This window comes from Enterococcus sp. 2STP, assembly GCF_032465635.1.
In the GTDB taxonomy this organism is placed as follows: domain Bacteria; phylum Bacillota; class Bacilli; order Lactobacillales; family Enterococcaceae; genus Enterococcus_B; species Enterococcus_B lactis.
Genome location: NZ_JAWDJH010000019.1, coordinates 130,949 through 147,714 on the forward strand (window position 1 = coordinate 130,949; position 16,766 = coordinate 147,714).

A 16,766-nucleotide genomic window follows, 5' to 3' on the forward strand; every position below is an offset into this window, starting at 1 on the left:
TGGCAGGAGAACACCGTTTACCAAGAGGTCGTGAGCCTGCCGTTCAACTCTGAGTCACAAGGAGCAATTTCAAAAAACAGCTTCTCATGTTTGTTGGATATTGTGACTTGTGACCGAGGAGTTGGCAGGAGAACACCGTTTAAGGAAAGAGGTTGTGAAAAAGCTGTCCTGCATCAAGTAATAAGAACAGCCAAACAAAAATAGCTTCTCATATTTTTCGTTTGGCTGGGCTTATTACCGCAGATGCAAGCTTTTGAACACCGTGAATCAGAGGTTGTGAAAAAGCTGTTTAGTTTCGAGTATTAAGAAAAATTTTGTGAAAATGGCTTTCCACATTTTTACATAAATTTGGCTTAATACCGAGAAACTGGCTTTTGAACACCGTTTAAGGAAGAGGTCGTGAAAACAGCGTTTTGACCTGAGTATTAGAGAAATAAACGGAAAAATAGCTCCTCATATTTTTCTGTTTTTTGAGCTAATTCCGAAGGAGACTGCGGCACGCCTTTTGTTGCAGTCGCTTTTTAGTCTATTGAGCAATGTTGGCTAGCATTTTTCTCAATCGTCCTTTCGATAATCCAACAGCCTTTGGAGTTGAGTAATCTGTTGCTGTAATTCCATTCCTTTTGTCGTATCCCGATTAAGTTTGCGTGGGAGCTGCTGCTCGATCACTTTTTTTACATTCGTTTGATCAGATTTTTTTGCAAATTGTTGTTCAATAGGCAAGAACGGATAATGTGTCACGATTTGGAAACCGTAAGAATTGCATAGTAATGAGTAGCCAGCAATCCCGGTTGTTTTTTGATAAGCTTTGGATAGACCTCCGTCAATAACAAATGCTTTTCCGTTTGCTTTGATCGGTGACTCCCCTTTTTTTACTTTTACTGGCGTGTGCCCATTGATGATTGCTGAACCTTCTTCTTTTGCATCGAATTCTGCCAAAATTTTTTCACTGAACCACTCTTCATCTCGCAAGTGATAATAGGGATTGCTTTTTTCGACGTGCGTATGAGGCTCTGTGAGAAAATAGCGCTCAAAAGTGGCCATTTTACTCTTGCCAAATAAAGGCGAAAATGGCCCGCTCCACGCATACCAAATCAAATCGGTCGCCAAATCTTCTTTTGCAGTCAAATCTTTTGCGCTTTCAGTTATCTGTTTTTCAAAAAATCCCAGTAATTCTTTTCCGCGATAAGATTGGTCTAATTCAAATGCTAAGAGCTGCCCCTTTTCATCTACAGGTATACAGCCATGAAACAGTACATGCTGATTGTTCGTGAGATACATTCCCCCTTTTTCGATCAAAAACGTCATGTGTTTTTGCATTCTTAACGAGTGCTGGAATGAATACATCAAACTATCGATCACTTTTTGTTCCTCTTCCAAGAATTTTTTAGGATCATCTGGCTGGATCGTTTGAAAACAAGTCCCTTTCAACTCATAGAGCTGACCTTCTAAAACGATCGTTGATTCCTCATAGTTGATTTTTTCCAACAATTTACGATCGTCCATTTTAAATTCAGGTCGTCGATCCAACAACTGATGTTCTGATTTGAATTGGAGGATAGAAAGTGCTTGATGGATCTTTTCTAGTTCTTCTTGTTCTCTTTCAGATAGATCTTTCCTGTTTTTAGGTGTAAATACAGGATTCTTCTGGTAGGTTTGATGGGCAAAAGAAAATAATGGACGTAAATTTAATCCATATTCTTTCTCTAATTCAAATAAATAGTTGTAGCGTGCGGCAATCCGTAAAAGCGTCAATAAACATGCCTCAGAGCCGCAATACGCACCAATCCACAAAATATCATGATTCCCCCACTGGATATCTACAGAGGAAAAATCCATGATTCGATTCATCACTTTGGCTGCTTGAGTTCCCCGATCAAAAATATCACCCACGATATGCAAATGATCGATGACAGATTTTTGGATCGTCTGCGCAAGTTTTGTTAAAAATTTTTCTTCTTCCTTCATCAAGACAAGTTGTTCAATGATTTTTTTTACATAGTCTTTTTTCCCGTTGATACGATCATCGATATACAAGAGTTCCTCAATGATATAGCTATATTCTTTTGGCAATCCTTTTCGAACTTTTGATCGAGTGTATTTGACTGTCGTAAACCGTAAAAGATCAATCAAACGATGAATCAGCTGGGATTTATCTTGTTTTTTGTACCAATCAGTCGTCAATACATATTCTGGATAAGCCGTAAAAATAGTGAATTGGCTGATCTCCGTTTCCGTCATTTGTTCAGAGAAAAGGTCTTTGATCTTTTCTTTAAGATTTCCTGAACCGATACGCAGAATATGATCAAAAGCAGGAAATTCGCCATGTATATCGCTCAAAAATAACTCTGTTCCTTTTGGAAGCTGTAAAATTGCTTCGAGATTGATGATTTCCGTGATGACATCTTCCGTTGTAGGGAACTTCTCTGAAAGTAAATCTAAATAGCGGTCCATTAAAACGCCTCCAAAAAATTGGTATACTTAACATTATAAAGTTGTTATACACTATTTTCAATGGATATATACCTAATATAATAAAAAAATAGAAATAGGTCTATACAAAAAAGAAGCTGGGAACAATAAATGTCCAGCTTCCTTCTATATTTATCTATATTTTATGCTTTTTTTCGTTCATTTCTCATAATTGAAATCGATTGTTTCAATGAACTCCATAATCCGCCTTCGCTATAAACGAGTACATTCGATTTGTACATGTTTGCAGACAAAATCATCAATAAGAATGTCACGGCTACAAGTACCAACAAGGAAATCAATGCTCCACCCATACCGACTGTCTCATTTGCCAAGCGAACCGGCATAATATAAGAAGATAAGAATGGAATATACGAAGTGATCCGAATAACGATATTATTTGGATCTGACGCACCTAATATCAACCCAAGCATGTATCCGCCTAAAGATAAATAAGTCACTGGCAAAATTGCTTTTGCTGTATCTTCTGCTTTGTTGACCAAAGAGCCACATAAAGCTGCCAAAACAGAAAAAATCAAAATGCCAAAAATCATAAATAGAAGAGAATACCACAAGAATGGTCCAATCAAGTTATCCAATGAGAGACCGTCCAATATATTCTTGACCATTTCCATATCTTTGAATTGATTGTATCCTACACCAAAAATAATGCCGTATAATGCCATTTGCGTTAATGCAACAAGCAAAACACCAGTTAGTTTCCCGTAAAAATGCTTTTGTGCAGTCGTACTGGACAGGATCACTTCCATGATCCGCGTGCCTTTTTCAGAAGCAATCTCTTGTGCAATGATTTGTGCATAAGTCAGAATGATAATGAACAAGACAATCGTGGCCACATAGCTGACAACATATTGGACTGTCGAATTATCTTCTCCTACCGACATTTTTCCTTTTGAATCAAAGTTGACTTTTTGTCGAGTCAAACTTGCCTGTTGGCTCAAACTTGCCACTTCTTCTGGAGAAATGCCTAATTCACTTGCTCGAATCATTGATTGCAAGCCAGTCAATTGTTGTTGTATCAGCAGTTGTGTACTTTGTCCCAATGAATTTTCGCTATAAAGCGTCCCATTTACTTTATCTTTATCAGTTGAGACTACTAAATAAGCATCAATTTTTTCTTTCGAAAGGTCTTTTTGTGCGTTTTCTTCAGAATCCACTGCTTTGAACTCAAAATCATCTGTTTTGACTTGGCTCAATTGCTGACTGATTTGCTCATTATCAGCCAATACGCCGATTTTATTGACATCACTATTTTGCTGGGCAAAGTTGCCTGCTACATAAATAATACCTAGCATGATGAAAGGGACTAATATCATAATCAAGAAAGAAATCGACTTGACATTTTTTAAATAGACATCTTTGGTAATAATCCAAAACTTACGCATCGATTTCACCTGCTTTCAATTTGAAAATCTCTTCCAAAGTTGGCGGCTGCTGGTTGAACATAGGGATATAGCCGAATTGTGTCGCACGAGTAAAGATTTCTTTCCCAGCTTCAGGATCTTCTAATGTGATCTCTAACGTATTATCCTCACGAAGGATCACTTTTTTCACGCCTTCGATTTCTTCTACTTCCTGTTGACTTAACCCAGATTCCAAGAATAACTTCGTACGGCCAAATGATTCACGGATCTCATGGACTTTTCCATTCAAAACCATTTTTCCGTTTCGCAGCATGATCAAATGATCACAGATTTTTTCTACATTATCCATATTATGGCTAGAAAAAATGACACACGAACCGTGTTTTTTCAATTCCAATATTCCATCTTTCAGTAATTCCGCGTTTACCGGATCTAACCCGCTAAATGGTTCATCCAAAATGATCAATTTAGGTTCATGGATCAATGTGGCGATGAGCTGAACTTTTTGCTGATTCCCTTTAGACAAAGATTTTACTTTATCCGTCTTTTTCCCTTTTACCTGAAATTTTTCCATCCAAAAATCGATTTTTGGTTCAATTTCTTTTCTTGATTTCCCTCTAAGTTCTGCAAAATAAAGCAGTTGGTCTTGAATCGTTACTTTTGGATAAAGTCCTCGTTCTTCTGGAAGATAGCCGATGATATCATAATCTTTCTCCCCAAGATGATGACCATTCCATAACACTTCTCCCTGGTCTTGTGTCAAAAAATCCAAGATCAAACGAAAAGTCGTTGTCTTACCAGCACCGTTTTGACCAATCAGCCCCATGATTTTTCCGTCTGGGATTTGGAAAGAGACATGATCGACAGCTGTGTAGTTCCCAAAAGTTTTAACAAGATCCTTGACTTCTAACATTTCTTCACTCCTTCTTCCATAAATCCATATATCCTAAGACACTAGATGTAAGCGATTTATTATTTACCAACAAAACGTATACTCTCTTGTTGTTGTAAATAAAATGATAGGACACTTTACTTTCTTTGTAAAGTGCCCTTTTCTCATTCTTGATGTAATTTATCGAATACGTTTTGTGCGACATTTTTCGGTAGTCCGATTTCTTGTAATTCTTCTATCGTAGCTGCTGTGATATTTTTCAATGATTTGAACTCTTTAAGCAACATTTTTTTTCGTTTCGGTCCTAGCCCTTCAATTTCGTCTAATCGGGAAGCAAAACTGTTTTTACTACGCAGCTGCCGATGGAAAGTGATCGCGAATCGATGGACTTCATCTTGGACCCGCTGGAGCAAAAAAAACTCAGGTGAATTTCGTTCAAGTGGTACTACAGCCAAATCTGTACCGAATAGCAACTCATTTGTTCTATGTTTATCGTTTTTTGCCATACCAGCAATAGGAATATCGATTCCTAATTGATTTTCTAAGACATCTTTTGCTACATCGACTTGTCCTTTTCCTCCATCGATCAAGATCAAATCAGGTAAAGGCAACCCTTCACGAATCACTCGTGAATATCTGCGATAGATGACTTCTCTCATCGATGCATAATCATCCGGTCCGTTGACTGTTTTTATTTTATATTTCCGATATTCTTTTCTTGCTGGTTTTCCATCAATGAATACGACCATCGCAGCCACAGGATTCGTCCCCATGATATTGGAGTTATCAAATGATTCAATGCGTATTGGGGTCGGGATATTCATTGCGTTTCCTAAACGTTCCACTGCTCCGATCGTCCGTTCCTGCTTTCTAGCAATCAGATCAAATCGTTCATTCAAAGCAACTGAGGCATTCTTATTCGCCAATTCCACTAATTTTTTCTTTTCGCCTCGTTTCGGTTGTAGAACTTTCGTATCCAACAAAGCTTCTACACTTGGCTTGTCGATCGTATCAGGAATCAAGACTTCTTTAGGAATGAAATGTTCATTTTCCTGATAAAACTGACCAATATAAGTCAAAAAATCTTCTTCTGCTTCGTTATAGAAAGGAAACATTGAAACATCTCGTTCAATTAACTTTCCTTGTCTTACAAAAAACACTTGGACACACATCCAGCCTTTATCAATCGCATAACCAAATACATCTCGATCCAGTAAATCAGTATTTGTCATTTTTTGGCGAGTCATGATTGTTTCGATAGCACGGATCTGGTCTCGGTATTCTGCAGCTTTTTCAAATTCCATGTTTTCAGCAGCTTTTACCATTTTCTGATGGATCTCTGACTCGATTTTTTCGTGTCCTCCGTTTAAAAAGTTTTTCACTTCATCAACGATTTTCGTATAGACTTTCGGATCTACGTCGAAATAATAAGGACACAGACATTGCCCCAAATGATAGTAAAGACAAGGCTCCTTCGTCTGACTAGGTTTGCATTTTCTCAGAGGAAATAATCGGTCGAGGATCTTCTTTGTCTCATTCGCCGCACCGACATCTGGATATGGTCCAAAATACAGTGCTTTGTCTTTTAGTACTTTGCGAGTAATCACCAAACGGGGATATTTTTCATTCGTTATCTTAAGGAAAGGATAGGTTTTATCATCCTTTAACATAATATTGTATTTAGGATCATTTTTCTTTATCAGATTGATTTCTAAGAGCAAAGCTTCTATATTCGATTCTGTAACGATGTATTCAAAGTCTTCAATTTCACTAACAAGCCGTTCCGTTTTCGTATTATGGCTGCCAGTAAAATATGAGCGGACGCGATTTTTCAATATTTTGGCTTTTCCGACATAAATGATCGTTCCATTTTTATCTTTCATCAAGTAACAGCCGGGCTGATCAGGAAGTAAAGCTAGTTTGTTTTTGATTCGTTCGTTCATCTGGTACTCCCCTTCATATTCAATTAAAGTTATTATAGCATGTCTGTCAAAAAAACAATCCAGCCTGACAACGTAATTATACTCAAAAAATGTTAATTTGAATAACCTTAACTCAACCGCAAAAAAACCGAGGACGGAACTGAATTCAGTCCCATCCTCAGCTTATTTTTGCTTTAAGCTTTTATAAATATTGGTCGATCATTTGACGTAGTTGTTCTTTTGAATGAACACCAACAGCTTTTTCTACTACTTGACCATCTTTTTTCAACATTAATGTTGGAATACTCATGATTCCGAATTGTTGAGGAGTTTCTGGATTTTCATCCACATCCATTTTAGCAATTCTGAATTCTTCTTCATCATATTCTTGTTCCAATTGATCCAAAATCGGTGCTTGCATACGACATGGACCACACCAAGTTGCCCAAAAATCAATTAATACAAGTCCTTTGTCTGTTTCTTCGTTAAATGTCTTATCTGTAATTACTTGTGACATATCAAAGACCTCCATTTTTAAAATCTATGACCAGTATAGCATTTCTATCCTTGGATAGCGAACCATCTGCTTACCTTTAGTAAGTTTTACTTAAATTTAACAATTGTTGCACCATTTCCGCCTTGATTTGCCGGTGCAAACTCAAAGCTTTTGACGCTCCGATGGTTTTTAAGATAATCAGTAATTCCCTTGCGAAGTGCGCCTGTCCCCTTTCCGTGGACAATAGTCACTTGAGGATAACCTGCTAGGATGGCAGAATCCAAATACTGATCTACTTCACTTAGCGCTTCCTCATATCGTTTTCCTCGAAGGTCCAATTGATTCGGCACATGACTGCTAGATTCAGAGCGTACAGCATGGACAACTCGTTGTGTCGGCTCTTTTTGAGGAGCAACAGGCGTCAGTTCGTCTTCGGACACATTCATTTTTAGTATACCGATTTCTACTTGCCACTGATTCCCGTTTTTACGTAAAAGCGTCCCTCTTTGGCCGTAAGTCGTAACCAACACTTCGTCTCCCGGTTTTAATGTTTTTTGTTCTTTCGCCTTCTTCAATACTTTATTTTTCTTCAATGTTTCTTCTTGATGTAGATTTGCTAATTGGGTCTTTGCATCGATCAACTGATGCTCTTTCACATTTCCTTGCCCGATCTGCTGTTGCATTTTACGAATATCAGCAATGATTTTTTCTGCTTTTTCTTCCGCCTCTGACACGACTTCATTTGCTTTTTTCTTTGCTTTCTCTATTTCTTTTTCACGTTCTTCAAAGAAATAGCTGTAAGCTTCTTTCAAATCATGATGAAGTTCTTGTGCCTCAGAAACAAAATGACGCATTTCCAGATATTCGGTCTCTGCCATTTTCCGGCGATTCTCTAAATCTGTGATCATTTCATTTAAATCTTGGCTCTCATCATTCATCAACTGCTTTGCTTCATTAATAACATCTGTATCAAGACCTAATCGGCTGGAGATTTCAAACGCATTGCTCCGACCAGGCACACCGATCAGTAAACGATACGTTGGACTTAGTGTATCCACATCGAACTCCATACTAGCATTAATCGTATTTGCCCGATTGTATCCATAAACTTTCAATTCAGGATAGTGTGTTGTTGCCATCACATAAGCAGACTTTTTACCAAGATCATCTAAGATCGCGATTGCTAGAGCAGCACCTTCTTGCGGATCTGTTCCTGCACCAAGCTCGTCAAATAGTACCAGACTTTTTTCATTGACTTTTGATAAAATATCTACAGTGTTCGTCATATGAGAAGAAAAGGTCGATAGACTTTGCTCAATCGACTGTTCGTCTCCTATATCCGCAAATACTTCTTCAAAAATACCGATTTGGCTTTCTTCTCCTGCAGGAATCGGCAACCCTGCTTGCCCCATCAGCTGTAACAGACCTAAAGTCTTCAACGTGATCGTTTTCCCACCTGTATTAGGTCCTGTAATGACAATGGCTTGATAGTCTTTTCCAATTGCGATGTCATTAGGAACTACTTTTTCCTGATCGATCAGCGGATGTCTTGCTTGTTTCAAGACGACATGATTGTCTTCACTGATTCCCGGCACGATGGCTTTTAGTTCTTTACCAAATCGTGCTTTTGCATTCATCAGATCCATTTTACCAATCACATAAGCATTGTGGATGATTTCTTGACGATGTGGAACAAGTTCTGCAGAAAGTTCACTTAAAATACGTTGAATCTCATTTCGTTCAGCGATTTGATATTGACGCAAACGATTATTCAAATCCACCACTTGTTTTGGTTCAATAAATAAAGTCTGTCCTGAAGCACTTTGATCGTGGACTACACCGCCAAATACACCGCGGTATTCTTGTTTGACTGGGATAACGTAGCGGTCATTTCGCATGGTGATGATTGCATCGCTCAAATATTTTGCGTTCTTCCCGCGGACGATTCCGTCTAACTGTTCACGAACAGCTTGTTCACTTCGACGAATGTTCTGTCTTATGATTTTTAGCTCAGGAGAAGCATCGTCGGTCACGCGTCCGTCTTCATCGATTGCTTCCTTTAAACGGCGACTTAAAACAGGAATCGTGACTAGCTGATCTGCCCACATATACAAACGCGCAAATTCAATTTCACTGTCAGAAAGATCATCAATGAACCGATGCAATTCACTTGTCGTAGATAACACTCTGGAAACTTGTGCAAGCTCCACTCCATTCAAGTCTGCCCCGATTTCGATCCGTTTCATATGAGCGCGGATATTTTCAAGTTTTGGTATAGGAATCCCGCCTCGCAGACGTTGTACTTTCAACCCATCCTCAGTTTCTTGAAGCCATTCTGTGATCGTTTGTTTCTCGCTCACTGGTACCAATTCTGCCAGTTCTTCTTTTCCTTGTGCAGTCACTACAAATTGTTTGACCATCTGTTTGACTTTTTCAAATTCCAATGTTTCAAGGATTCGGTTATTCATTTTATCACCTTATCTTTCACTATGAAAAAAAGGGCTGTGCCGGACATACGTTGCGCAGCCTTCTTAAATAAACTACTGTGTACAAAAAACAAAACATTCTTGTAAAAGTTTTTCTAAAAAAATATTTTCTAGCCCTATTTCCTTAATTTAAAATATTCGTTACCCAAAGCTCATACATCTTGTTGGTAAGAAAGGGCGTTCTCTCAACGATAAAACGAGCGAAACTATGCTCGCCGAATTGATTTTGGACCACATCTAATGGAACAAAGGCAAGTAACTGCAAAATCAAAAATATAGTAACGTAAGCCATGATTAGTGACAGGATACCTCCTGCAATCCAGTCTACCTGTCTCAAGATCGGCACATATGTCAATCCATGGACAAAGACCCCCACAAATCGGGTGATCAGCCAGCCAATCAGCAAAATGATCAGAAAAGCCGTTCCTGCATAAAAAGCTTCATCTAGGTGAAAGGCAAATACTTGATCAAAAAATGCTAACTTTGATGTCGGGGTGACAGCTGGGTATGGAATGTATAATTCCAAATGACTTGCTAATGGTTTGTAAAAATGCTGGGCAGCAATAAATGACAACACATATCCGATTGCGAATATGACTTGTAAAGCAAACCCGCGACGTGCTCCAGAAAAAAACGCAATTAGCAATAAAAATAAAATCAGCAAACTCAGCATGCTACGTTCCTTTCTCTTCTAACTTTTTTAAATTTTTCTTATTTTGATAAAAGGATCTTAATTAGAAGATTTTTGTTTGATTTGTCCTTTTCGTTTTTCATTTAAAATCTGTTGTGCTTCCACATGATTTTTAATAGTATAATCTGCTTGACCATTTTCTTTCAGTACTTCTCGAGCTTCATTCTCGATTGCTTCCATGCGTTTTACGCGATTTTCAAGCTCTGTAAATTTGATCATTTTTTTCTTTAATTCTGCTGTTTCTTCTTCTAGCTCCAAGATTCTTTCTTGTTTCTTCAATTGATCCGAAAGCGCATTGACAGCCATCAAGATCGCTGCTTGTTCATTATCCATTTGTGGTGATAATTGTTTCAATTCTGCTAACTGCTCATTGATCAGCTTCGTTACGATATCCATATGATGCTTGGTTTCCCGTCCGATAATAGTATATGTTTGGTTGGCAATCACTGCTTTGTAGCGTGTTTTTTCGTGCGCCATACGAATCATTTCCTCCTATTTGATGAAAGTTTTATTTAGTGTACCATGAAGTTGGTTCTTTCACCGTTCTCCACAAATATTTTTCACATACTTAACTATTATATGATAAACTTTAAAAAAATGCTATGTCTCGCAACCTCTTAGAAAACGAAAAGTCAGGAGTTGCGGTATAGATTTATGTATAAAAACGAGGAGAATTTTATGAGCAACGTCATTATCAAAGCAACGAACGACCAACTTAGTCAAATGAAAGCATACTATCGCTCTTATTTGTTAAATAAACAGATTCCTTATACTATCTTTGCTGCAAAAAAAGACGGGACGACCATCACTGCTTACACATCAGGAAAAGTGATGTTCCAAGGGGCAAACGCAGAAACGGAAGCTCAGCGCTGGGGACAGGCACAGGATAAACAGGCCAAACCAGCAAGAACGGTCTCTTCTTTGCCAAAAAATATCAGTCAATTATCCGTTTTAGGTAGCGATGAAGTCGGAAATGGCAGCTATTTCGGTCCACTAACAGTATGTGCTGCTTATGTGAAACGTGATCAGCTTGCAGAATTACGTAAACTTGGTGTTCGAGATTCAAAAGAGTTAAAAGATAGCCAAATCATCCAACTTGCTGATATCTTAAAAGAAACTATCCCTTACAAACTACTTGTCTTGCCCCCAGAAAAATACAATGAGATCCAGCCAAAATACAATGCCGTTCGGATGAAAGTCGCTTTGCATAATCAAGCAATCCATTTGCTGTTAAAAAAAATCGCACCAGAAAAACCAGAAGCGATTTTGATCGATCAGTTTACACCAGAAGCAAATTTTAAAAAATATGCGCGTTTAGAAAAAAATCACTTGCAAGAAAAACTGTACTTCGTTACTAAAGGAGAACAATATCATTTAGCTGTTGCTGCTGCTTCTATCATCAGTCGTGCCAGCTTTTTAGAAGAGTTAGACAAAGCATCAGCTGAAGCTGGAATCACCCTTCCCTCAGGAGCTGGAACGAAATCTGATCAAGTAGCGGCAAAACTATTGGAAAAAGGCGGCATGCCTATGCTTGAAAAATATGCCAAACTTCACTTTGCCAATACAGAAAAAGCGTTGAAGCTACTAAAAAAATAAAAAAACTGTGACATAAGTCGTGTCACAGTCCCTTATTCCGAATAAACGGTGTTCAATTAGCTGACCCTCGATATTAGTTCAAAACGCTGATTTCACGACCTCTTTCTTAAACGGTGTTCAAAAGCTTGCATCTGCGGTAATAAGCCCAGCCAAACGAAAAATATGAGGAGCTATTTTTGTTTGGCTGTTCTTATTACTTGATGCAGGACAGCTTTTTCACAACCTCTTCCTTAAACGGTGTTCTCCTGCCAACTCCTCGGTCACAAGTCACAATATTCATCAAACATGAGGAGCTGTTTTTTGAAATTGCTCCTTGTGACTCGGAGCTGAACGGCAGGCTCACGACCTCTTTCTTAAACGGTGTTCCAGAAGTAGCTTCTTCGAAAAATAAGCCGAAATTTCACAAAAATTTGAGAAGCAATTTTCGTAAATTCCTTCTTATTTCTTGAAGCTGACCACTTCTGTCACAACCTCTTTCCTTATTTATTGCTGAAAATAGGTGGTCAATGCTTGTGTCAAACTTGCAGCGATTTGCTGCTGATAACTGTCTGTTACTAATTCCTCTAAATCACCATCATTATTCATATAACCCATCTCGACTAAAATAGAAGGTTGAAGATTTTCTCGAAGAACTTGATAGTTCCCAGTGGAGATTCCTCTTGAATCCAGAGGCAGATCAGTGAAGGAATCAGCGATTATTTGTGCTAATGTTTCCTCTTGTCCATAGTAATAATATGTCGTGATCCCAGTTGCTTCATTCGCATATTCCGTAGAGTCTGCATGTAAGCTGATAAAGACATCTGCCTTTTTTTCTTCACTGTAGTCGCATATATCTCCAAGCTGTACTAATTCATCTGTAGTGTGGGTCAAATAAACCGTTGCTCCAGCATCCTCTAGCGCCTTTTTTACTTTTATGGCTGTACTTAATGTTATATCCTTTTCTTCTGTTTGTTCATCATTGCTTAATGCCCCAGTATCATTTCCGCCATGCCCAGGATCTAATACAATCACTGCATCAGATAATTCTTTCGGTTTTGTTTGTATATTCTTTGTGACTTTGGTTCCATCTTCGAGGGCTAAATATCCAGTATAGCCATCATTTGTCTTGATCTGATAAGCATTTTTTGTTTCGGAAAGAAACTCCGTCAGTTCTCCGCCGTTTATAGTTGCTAATGGGGTCGTTAGCGAGTCATCTGTATATAGTGTACGGTCATTTTTTCCGATTTTGACTAATGTCTCTTGTTTTGTGTCATCAGATGATTCCTTTGTCTTTGTAACCGTACTGTTCGTACTGCTGACTGTTTGCCCAACTATCTTTTTTTGACCAAAAACATCTATTTGAAAACAGATAATAATGATAATGATTGCACATACAAAAGCTCCAATTATTTTTTTCATGCTTGACTCTCACCTCGTAGATCCAGACTAAGGGTCAAAACTTAAAATCAGCTTAAGTACGCAAAAAAGGAGCTGCGACAAACGTTTTGTCACAGCCCCGTGTTTTCAAATAAACAGCAAATTTAACCAATCAGTTCCCATGCGCCCCACTCATTAGAACCTGGTTCTTCCCCTTGATTCCACCACTTTGCCTGATAAACTTTCCCTTTATAAGTGACGATGTCTCCCTTGACATAAGCTTTTTCTGGGTTCCATTCTTCGTATCCTGGAGCAGGGTCTTCGCTTTTCGTTGTGATCGTTATCGGCAAGCTTTTCTCAGATACATTTCCAGAAGCGTCAAATGCACTGACTGTATAAGTGTACGGTGTATTTGTCTCCAAACCTGTATCTGTATATCGAGTATGAGCTGTTTGTGCTACACGCTGACCATCACGATAGATGTAATAACCTGCCACCTGATTATTGTCTGTTGATTCTTCCCAACTCAAAGTAACTTGTGTTCCTTGAATATCTGAAACAGCTAGATTTTCGGGTACAGATGGGGGTTGCGTATCGGATGGATCCGGTATCAGTTCTTTTCCATAGATGACTTGCCGATTGATTTCCGCTCCTTCATCTCCGATTCTTTGGACTAACGCAATATGGCCAATTCGATCGACTGTTGGATTTTCATCACTTGATCTTAATCTAAATTCATAAGAAGCATCTGGCTCGATATGTTTACCGTCATATACAGAAGCTAAATCAATCACGACATACCCATTTTCTATCGTTACTGTTCCAGCTTTGTAATCTCCCGCACTTAGACTTTCAGCTGAATGGATTGGAATATATAGTTTAGGGAATTTGATTGTTTCTTGGGCTAATTCCACTGCACTCAATACACTAGAAGTTTCGTTAAGCTGCTCGTTGTTCTTGATAGTGATGTTATAACCATTCGCACCATATTCACTATAAGTAGAAATATCCACATCAATCGCTAACGGGGAGGAAACTATTTCTTGTTCTGACAGTTTTTCGTCACCGAATAATCCTTGTTTGATTGCATTAGTCAGCTCGTCTCTCTTACTACTGTTGGTTTCCTTATCTTGTGATTGCATCCAGGAGATTACTCCACCTAATTCATTTTCTTTTACATATTCTGCTTTGTAGCTGACAGATTTGACATTGTCATAAGTAAAGAATTCTCCTGTTGTTTTACTGTACATATAAGGTGCTTTCGCTACATCATCCCAATATTCTTTTAAGTCTGCTGTTTGATCAATCAAATCAGCGATATTCCGATAAGGCCAGACGCCGCCAGCTCTACCACCATTTCCTGAAACGAGATCGTTTTTGTTTTTGGCACCGTAAGAAGGTGTTTGATCGGCATCTTGGTTACTTGCTTTTGCTGATTGGAACAAACCAGGTAGCTCTTTGTTATCCCCGCTTTCTACCTCATGCCAGCCGCGTGTATAAAAAGCTGCACCAATCACGATTTTGTCGGAAGGAGCTCCTTCTTTTTGTAAAAATTTGACTGTCTGATCGACAGAAAGACCTTCTTCATAATTAGGATCAGCTGGATTGCCATATAGTGCCGTATGGTGAGCACTGTTTGGACTCCATGCCCCATTCAAATCATAGGTCATGATATTGGCAAAATCGACCACAGAGAATAATGTAGGAATGTCAATCCCATCATTTAATTTTTCTCTGGAAGAAGGAAGCGCTACAGATAATTCATATGTTTTCCCTAACTTTTTTCCTTGTTGATCAATTGACTCGCGAATCTCTTTTAAAAGCGTGATGTAATTCTCTTTGTCTTCCGGTTTGGCATGTGGTGTTCCTTCATCGTTTACATTATCTACTAGATCTGGCTGACGGACATCAGCTGGATATTCCCAATCGACATCGACAAAATCCATATTGGTATACTTAATAAATTTCGTGATATTTTCTACTAGATTTTTACGTTTTACTGGATCAGCTGCCACTTCTGAAAAGTCTCCTGATTTTGACCATCCGCCTAAAGATACGCCTATTTTTAGATTTTTATTTTTGCCGCGTAAATCTTGGATTGCATTCAAAATCCCAGAACTTGGTGTGTTCCATCCTACGCCAGGTTGTTCTAAAGATGCACCTACAGCAGCATCTGCATCTGTAAATTTCAGATTCCCCTCGCTATCAAAATCTAAAAAGGCAAAGTTCAAATGTGTTAGCTGATCCGCTGGAATATCTTGAGGAAGAAATTTCCCTTCACCATCCCAGATGGACCAATCTCCATAATACATGACATTCCGGTATTCTTTTGCTTGAACAACTTGAGCTGTTTCTTCGGCATAGACAGAGTCTTTTTGTCCTAATAACGGAGATGTGACAGACATCACCGATGAAAATAACATTACGGCTAAACTGATTTTTTTCATTTTTGACATATTTTGAACCCTCCTTTTGTCTATTCGTTATGATTCATCCACCAAATAAATAGTTTCTTTCATTCTACAAATAATTAATTATTTGTGTTATTAAATAAAAACACCTCCTAGATTACCGACAGAACAAACGCACCAGAAACATTGACTTTATAATTACAACTAAATAGTAACATTCTGTAATTCTGTTTGCAAACGTTTTCTTTTGCATTGTATACGTTATTTATAAGTAAACAAAAACTACTTTTTGGTTAAATCCCTTTTGATAACGATTCAATTAGAATGAAATAATAAATAAAATATCCCTTGATAATTATGAGAGAATAACAAAATTTTATGCATGAAAAACTAGCCGCATAAAAAAGAAACAAGATACAACGATTTTCGTCATATCTTGTTTCTTTACCTAACTATTTTTCTCCACATATAACAGCTTTACGTTTGTCCTAATACACCATTCAAATATAAATCGATCAATTGTGCCACATTTAGCGGTTCTTCTACAGGTCTTTTTGATCGAGTGATGTACGGTGCCAACACTAAGAAAAAATGCCTTGCTGCGATTTCTTTGGTAATCCCGTTTCTTAACACGGATTGGTTTGTTGAAAAAATTTCTTCAAATGGTTCACGATAATTTTTCTTCCATAGAAAGAAAAGATGATCTCTCGTTTCATTGGAAAGATTGCTTTCAAGGTCGTGAAGCATCAGAAATAAATCAACAAGATGCGTCTCAATCAAAAATTGAGCCATTTTTGTCAACGTCACTTGAAATCTCGTTTCGCTTGTTTGGACGATTTCTCTCAACGCTTTCCCAACATCTTCTAAGTGTTTTTCTAATACTGCTGTATATAACTTTTCTTTATCACTAAAATAGTGATAAAGATTGGGCTGGGTGATCCCAACTTTTTGTGCGATCTCTCTTGTTGAAGTACCGACATAGCCCTTGGACATGAACAAGTCAGTCGCTTCTTTTAAAATTTTTTGTTGCGTGTCTTTATTGTATCGATGGACCATTTT

The 16,766-nt window shown here is 38.1% G+C and carries 12 protein-coding genes; 1 reads left to right on the forward strand and 11 read right to left on the reverse strand.

Going from position 1 to position 16,766, the window contains the following annotated elements; genetic code table 11:
• Window positions 1-555: 555 nt before the first annotated feature.
• The 8 genes from RWU19_RS08315 to zapA form a co-directional block, all read right to left on the reverse strand.
• Window positions 556-2,454 (reverse strand): fructose-1,6-bisphosphatase, encoded by a 1,899-nt coding sequence (locus RWU19_RS08315; protein WP_316002733.1) that lies wholly within the window; start codon window positions 2,452-2,454, stop codon window positions 556-558.
• A 161-nt stretch (window positions 2,455-2,615) separates the two neighbouring features.
• Window positions 2,616-3,878, reverse strand: a complete 1,263-nt coding sequence (locus tag RWU19_RS08320) for an ABC transporter permease (protein WP_123837915.1) — start codon at window positions 3,876-3,878, stop codon at window positions 2,616-2,618.
• The gene (locus tag RWU19_RS08325; protein WP_002314648.1) at window positions 3,871-4,770 is read right to left on the reverse strand and encodes an ABC transporter ATP-binding protein; all 900 of its coding nucleotides are present in this window, start codon (window positions 4,768-4,770) and stop codon (window positions 3,871-3,873) included. Before RWU19_RS08325 ends, RWU19_RS08320 begins: the two co-directional genes overlap by 8 nt.
• Before the next feature lie 143 nt (window positions 4,771-4,913).
• Window positions 4,914-6,692 (reverse strand): excinuclease ABC subunit UvrC, encoded by a 1,779-nt coding sequence (gene uvrC, locus RWU19_RS08330; protein WP_123837916.1) that lies wholly within the window; start codon window positions 6,690-6,692, stop codon window positions 4,914-4,916.
• Between the two features lie 181 nt (window positions 6,693-6,873).
• Window positions 6,874-7,188, reverse strand: a complete 315-nt coding sequence (trxA, locus tag RWU19_RS08335) for a thioredoxin (protein ID WP_002290803.1) — start codon at window positions 7,186-7,188, stop codon at window positions 6,874-6,876.
• Window positions 7,189-7,274: 86 nt separating this feature from the next.
• Window positions 7,275-9,635 carry an endonuclease MutS2 gene (locus RWU19_RS08340; protein ID WP_123837917.1) on the reverse strand — a complete coding sequence of 787 codons (2,361 nt, stop codon included), beginning with the start codon at window positions 9,633-9,635 and terminating at the stop codon, window positions 7,275-7,277.
• Between the two features lie 142 nt (window positions 9,636-9,777).
• Window positions 9,778-10,326, reverse strand: coding sequence for a CvpA family protein (locus RWU19_RS08345; RefSeq protein ID WP_002333754.1), 549 nt, complete (start codon window positions 10,324-10,326; stop codon window positions 9,778-9,780).
• A 57-nt stretch (window positions 10,327-10,383) separates the two neighbouring features.
• On the reverse strand, window positions 10,384-10,821 hold the full coding sequence (zapA, locus tag RWU19_RS08350) for a cell division protein ZapA (protein WP_002290800.1): 438 nt from the start codon (window positions 10,819-10,821) through the stop codon (window positions 10,384-10,386).
• A gap of 201 nt (window positions 10,822-11,022) precedes the next feature.
• Between zapA and rnhC the strand changes: the two genes are divergently transcribed.
• Window positions 11,023-11,940 (forward strand): ribonuclease HIII, encoded by a 918-nt coding sequence (gene rnhC, locus RWU19_RS08355; RefSeq protein ID WP_002314644.1) that lies wholly within the window; start codon window positions 11,023-11,025, stop codon window positions 11,938-11,940.
• Window positions 11,941-12,423: 483 nt separating this feature from the next.
• On the opposite strand, the gene RWU19_RS08360 is transcribed toward rnhC, so the two are convergent.
• The 3 genes from RWU19_RS08360 to RWU19_RS08370 all read right to left on the reverse strand — a co-directional run bounded on the left by RWU19_RS08360 (window position 12,424) and on the right by RWU19_RS08370 (window position 16,763).
• Window positions 12,424-13,338 (reverse strand): N-acetylmuramoyl-L-alanine amidase, encoded by a 915-nt coding sequence (locus RWU19_RS08360; protein WP_073490274.1) that lies wholly within the window; start codon window positions 13,336-13,338, stop codon window positions 12,424-12,426.
• Window positions 13,339-13,460: 122 nt separating this feature from the next.
• Window positions 13,461-15,752, reverse strand: coding sequence for a glycosyl hydrolase family 18 protein (locus RWU19_RS08365; protein WP_123837918.1), 2,292 nt, complete (start codon window positions 15,750-15,752; stop codon window positions 13,461-13,463).
• 432 nt (window positions 15,753-16,184) lie between these two features.
• Entirely contained in the window at window positions 16,185-16,763 is a 579-nt protein-coding gene (locus RWU19_RS08370) for a TetR/AcrR family transcriptional regulator (protein ID WP_123837919.1), read from the reverse strand.
• Window positions 16,764-16,766 lie beyond the last annotated feature (3 nt).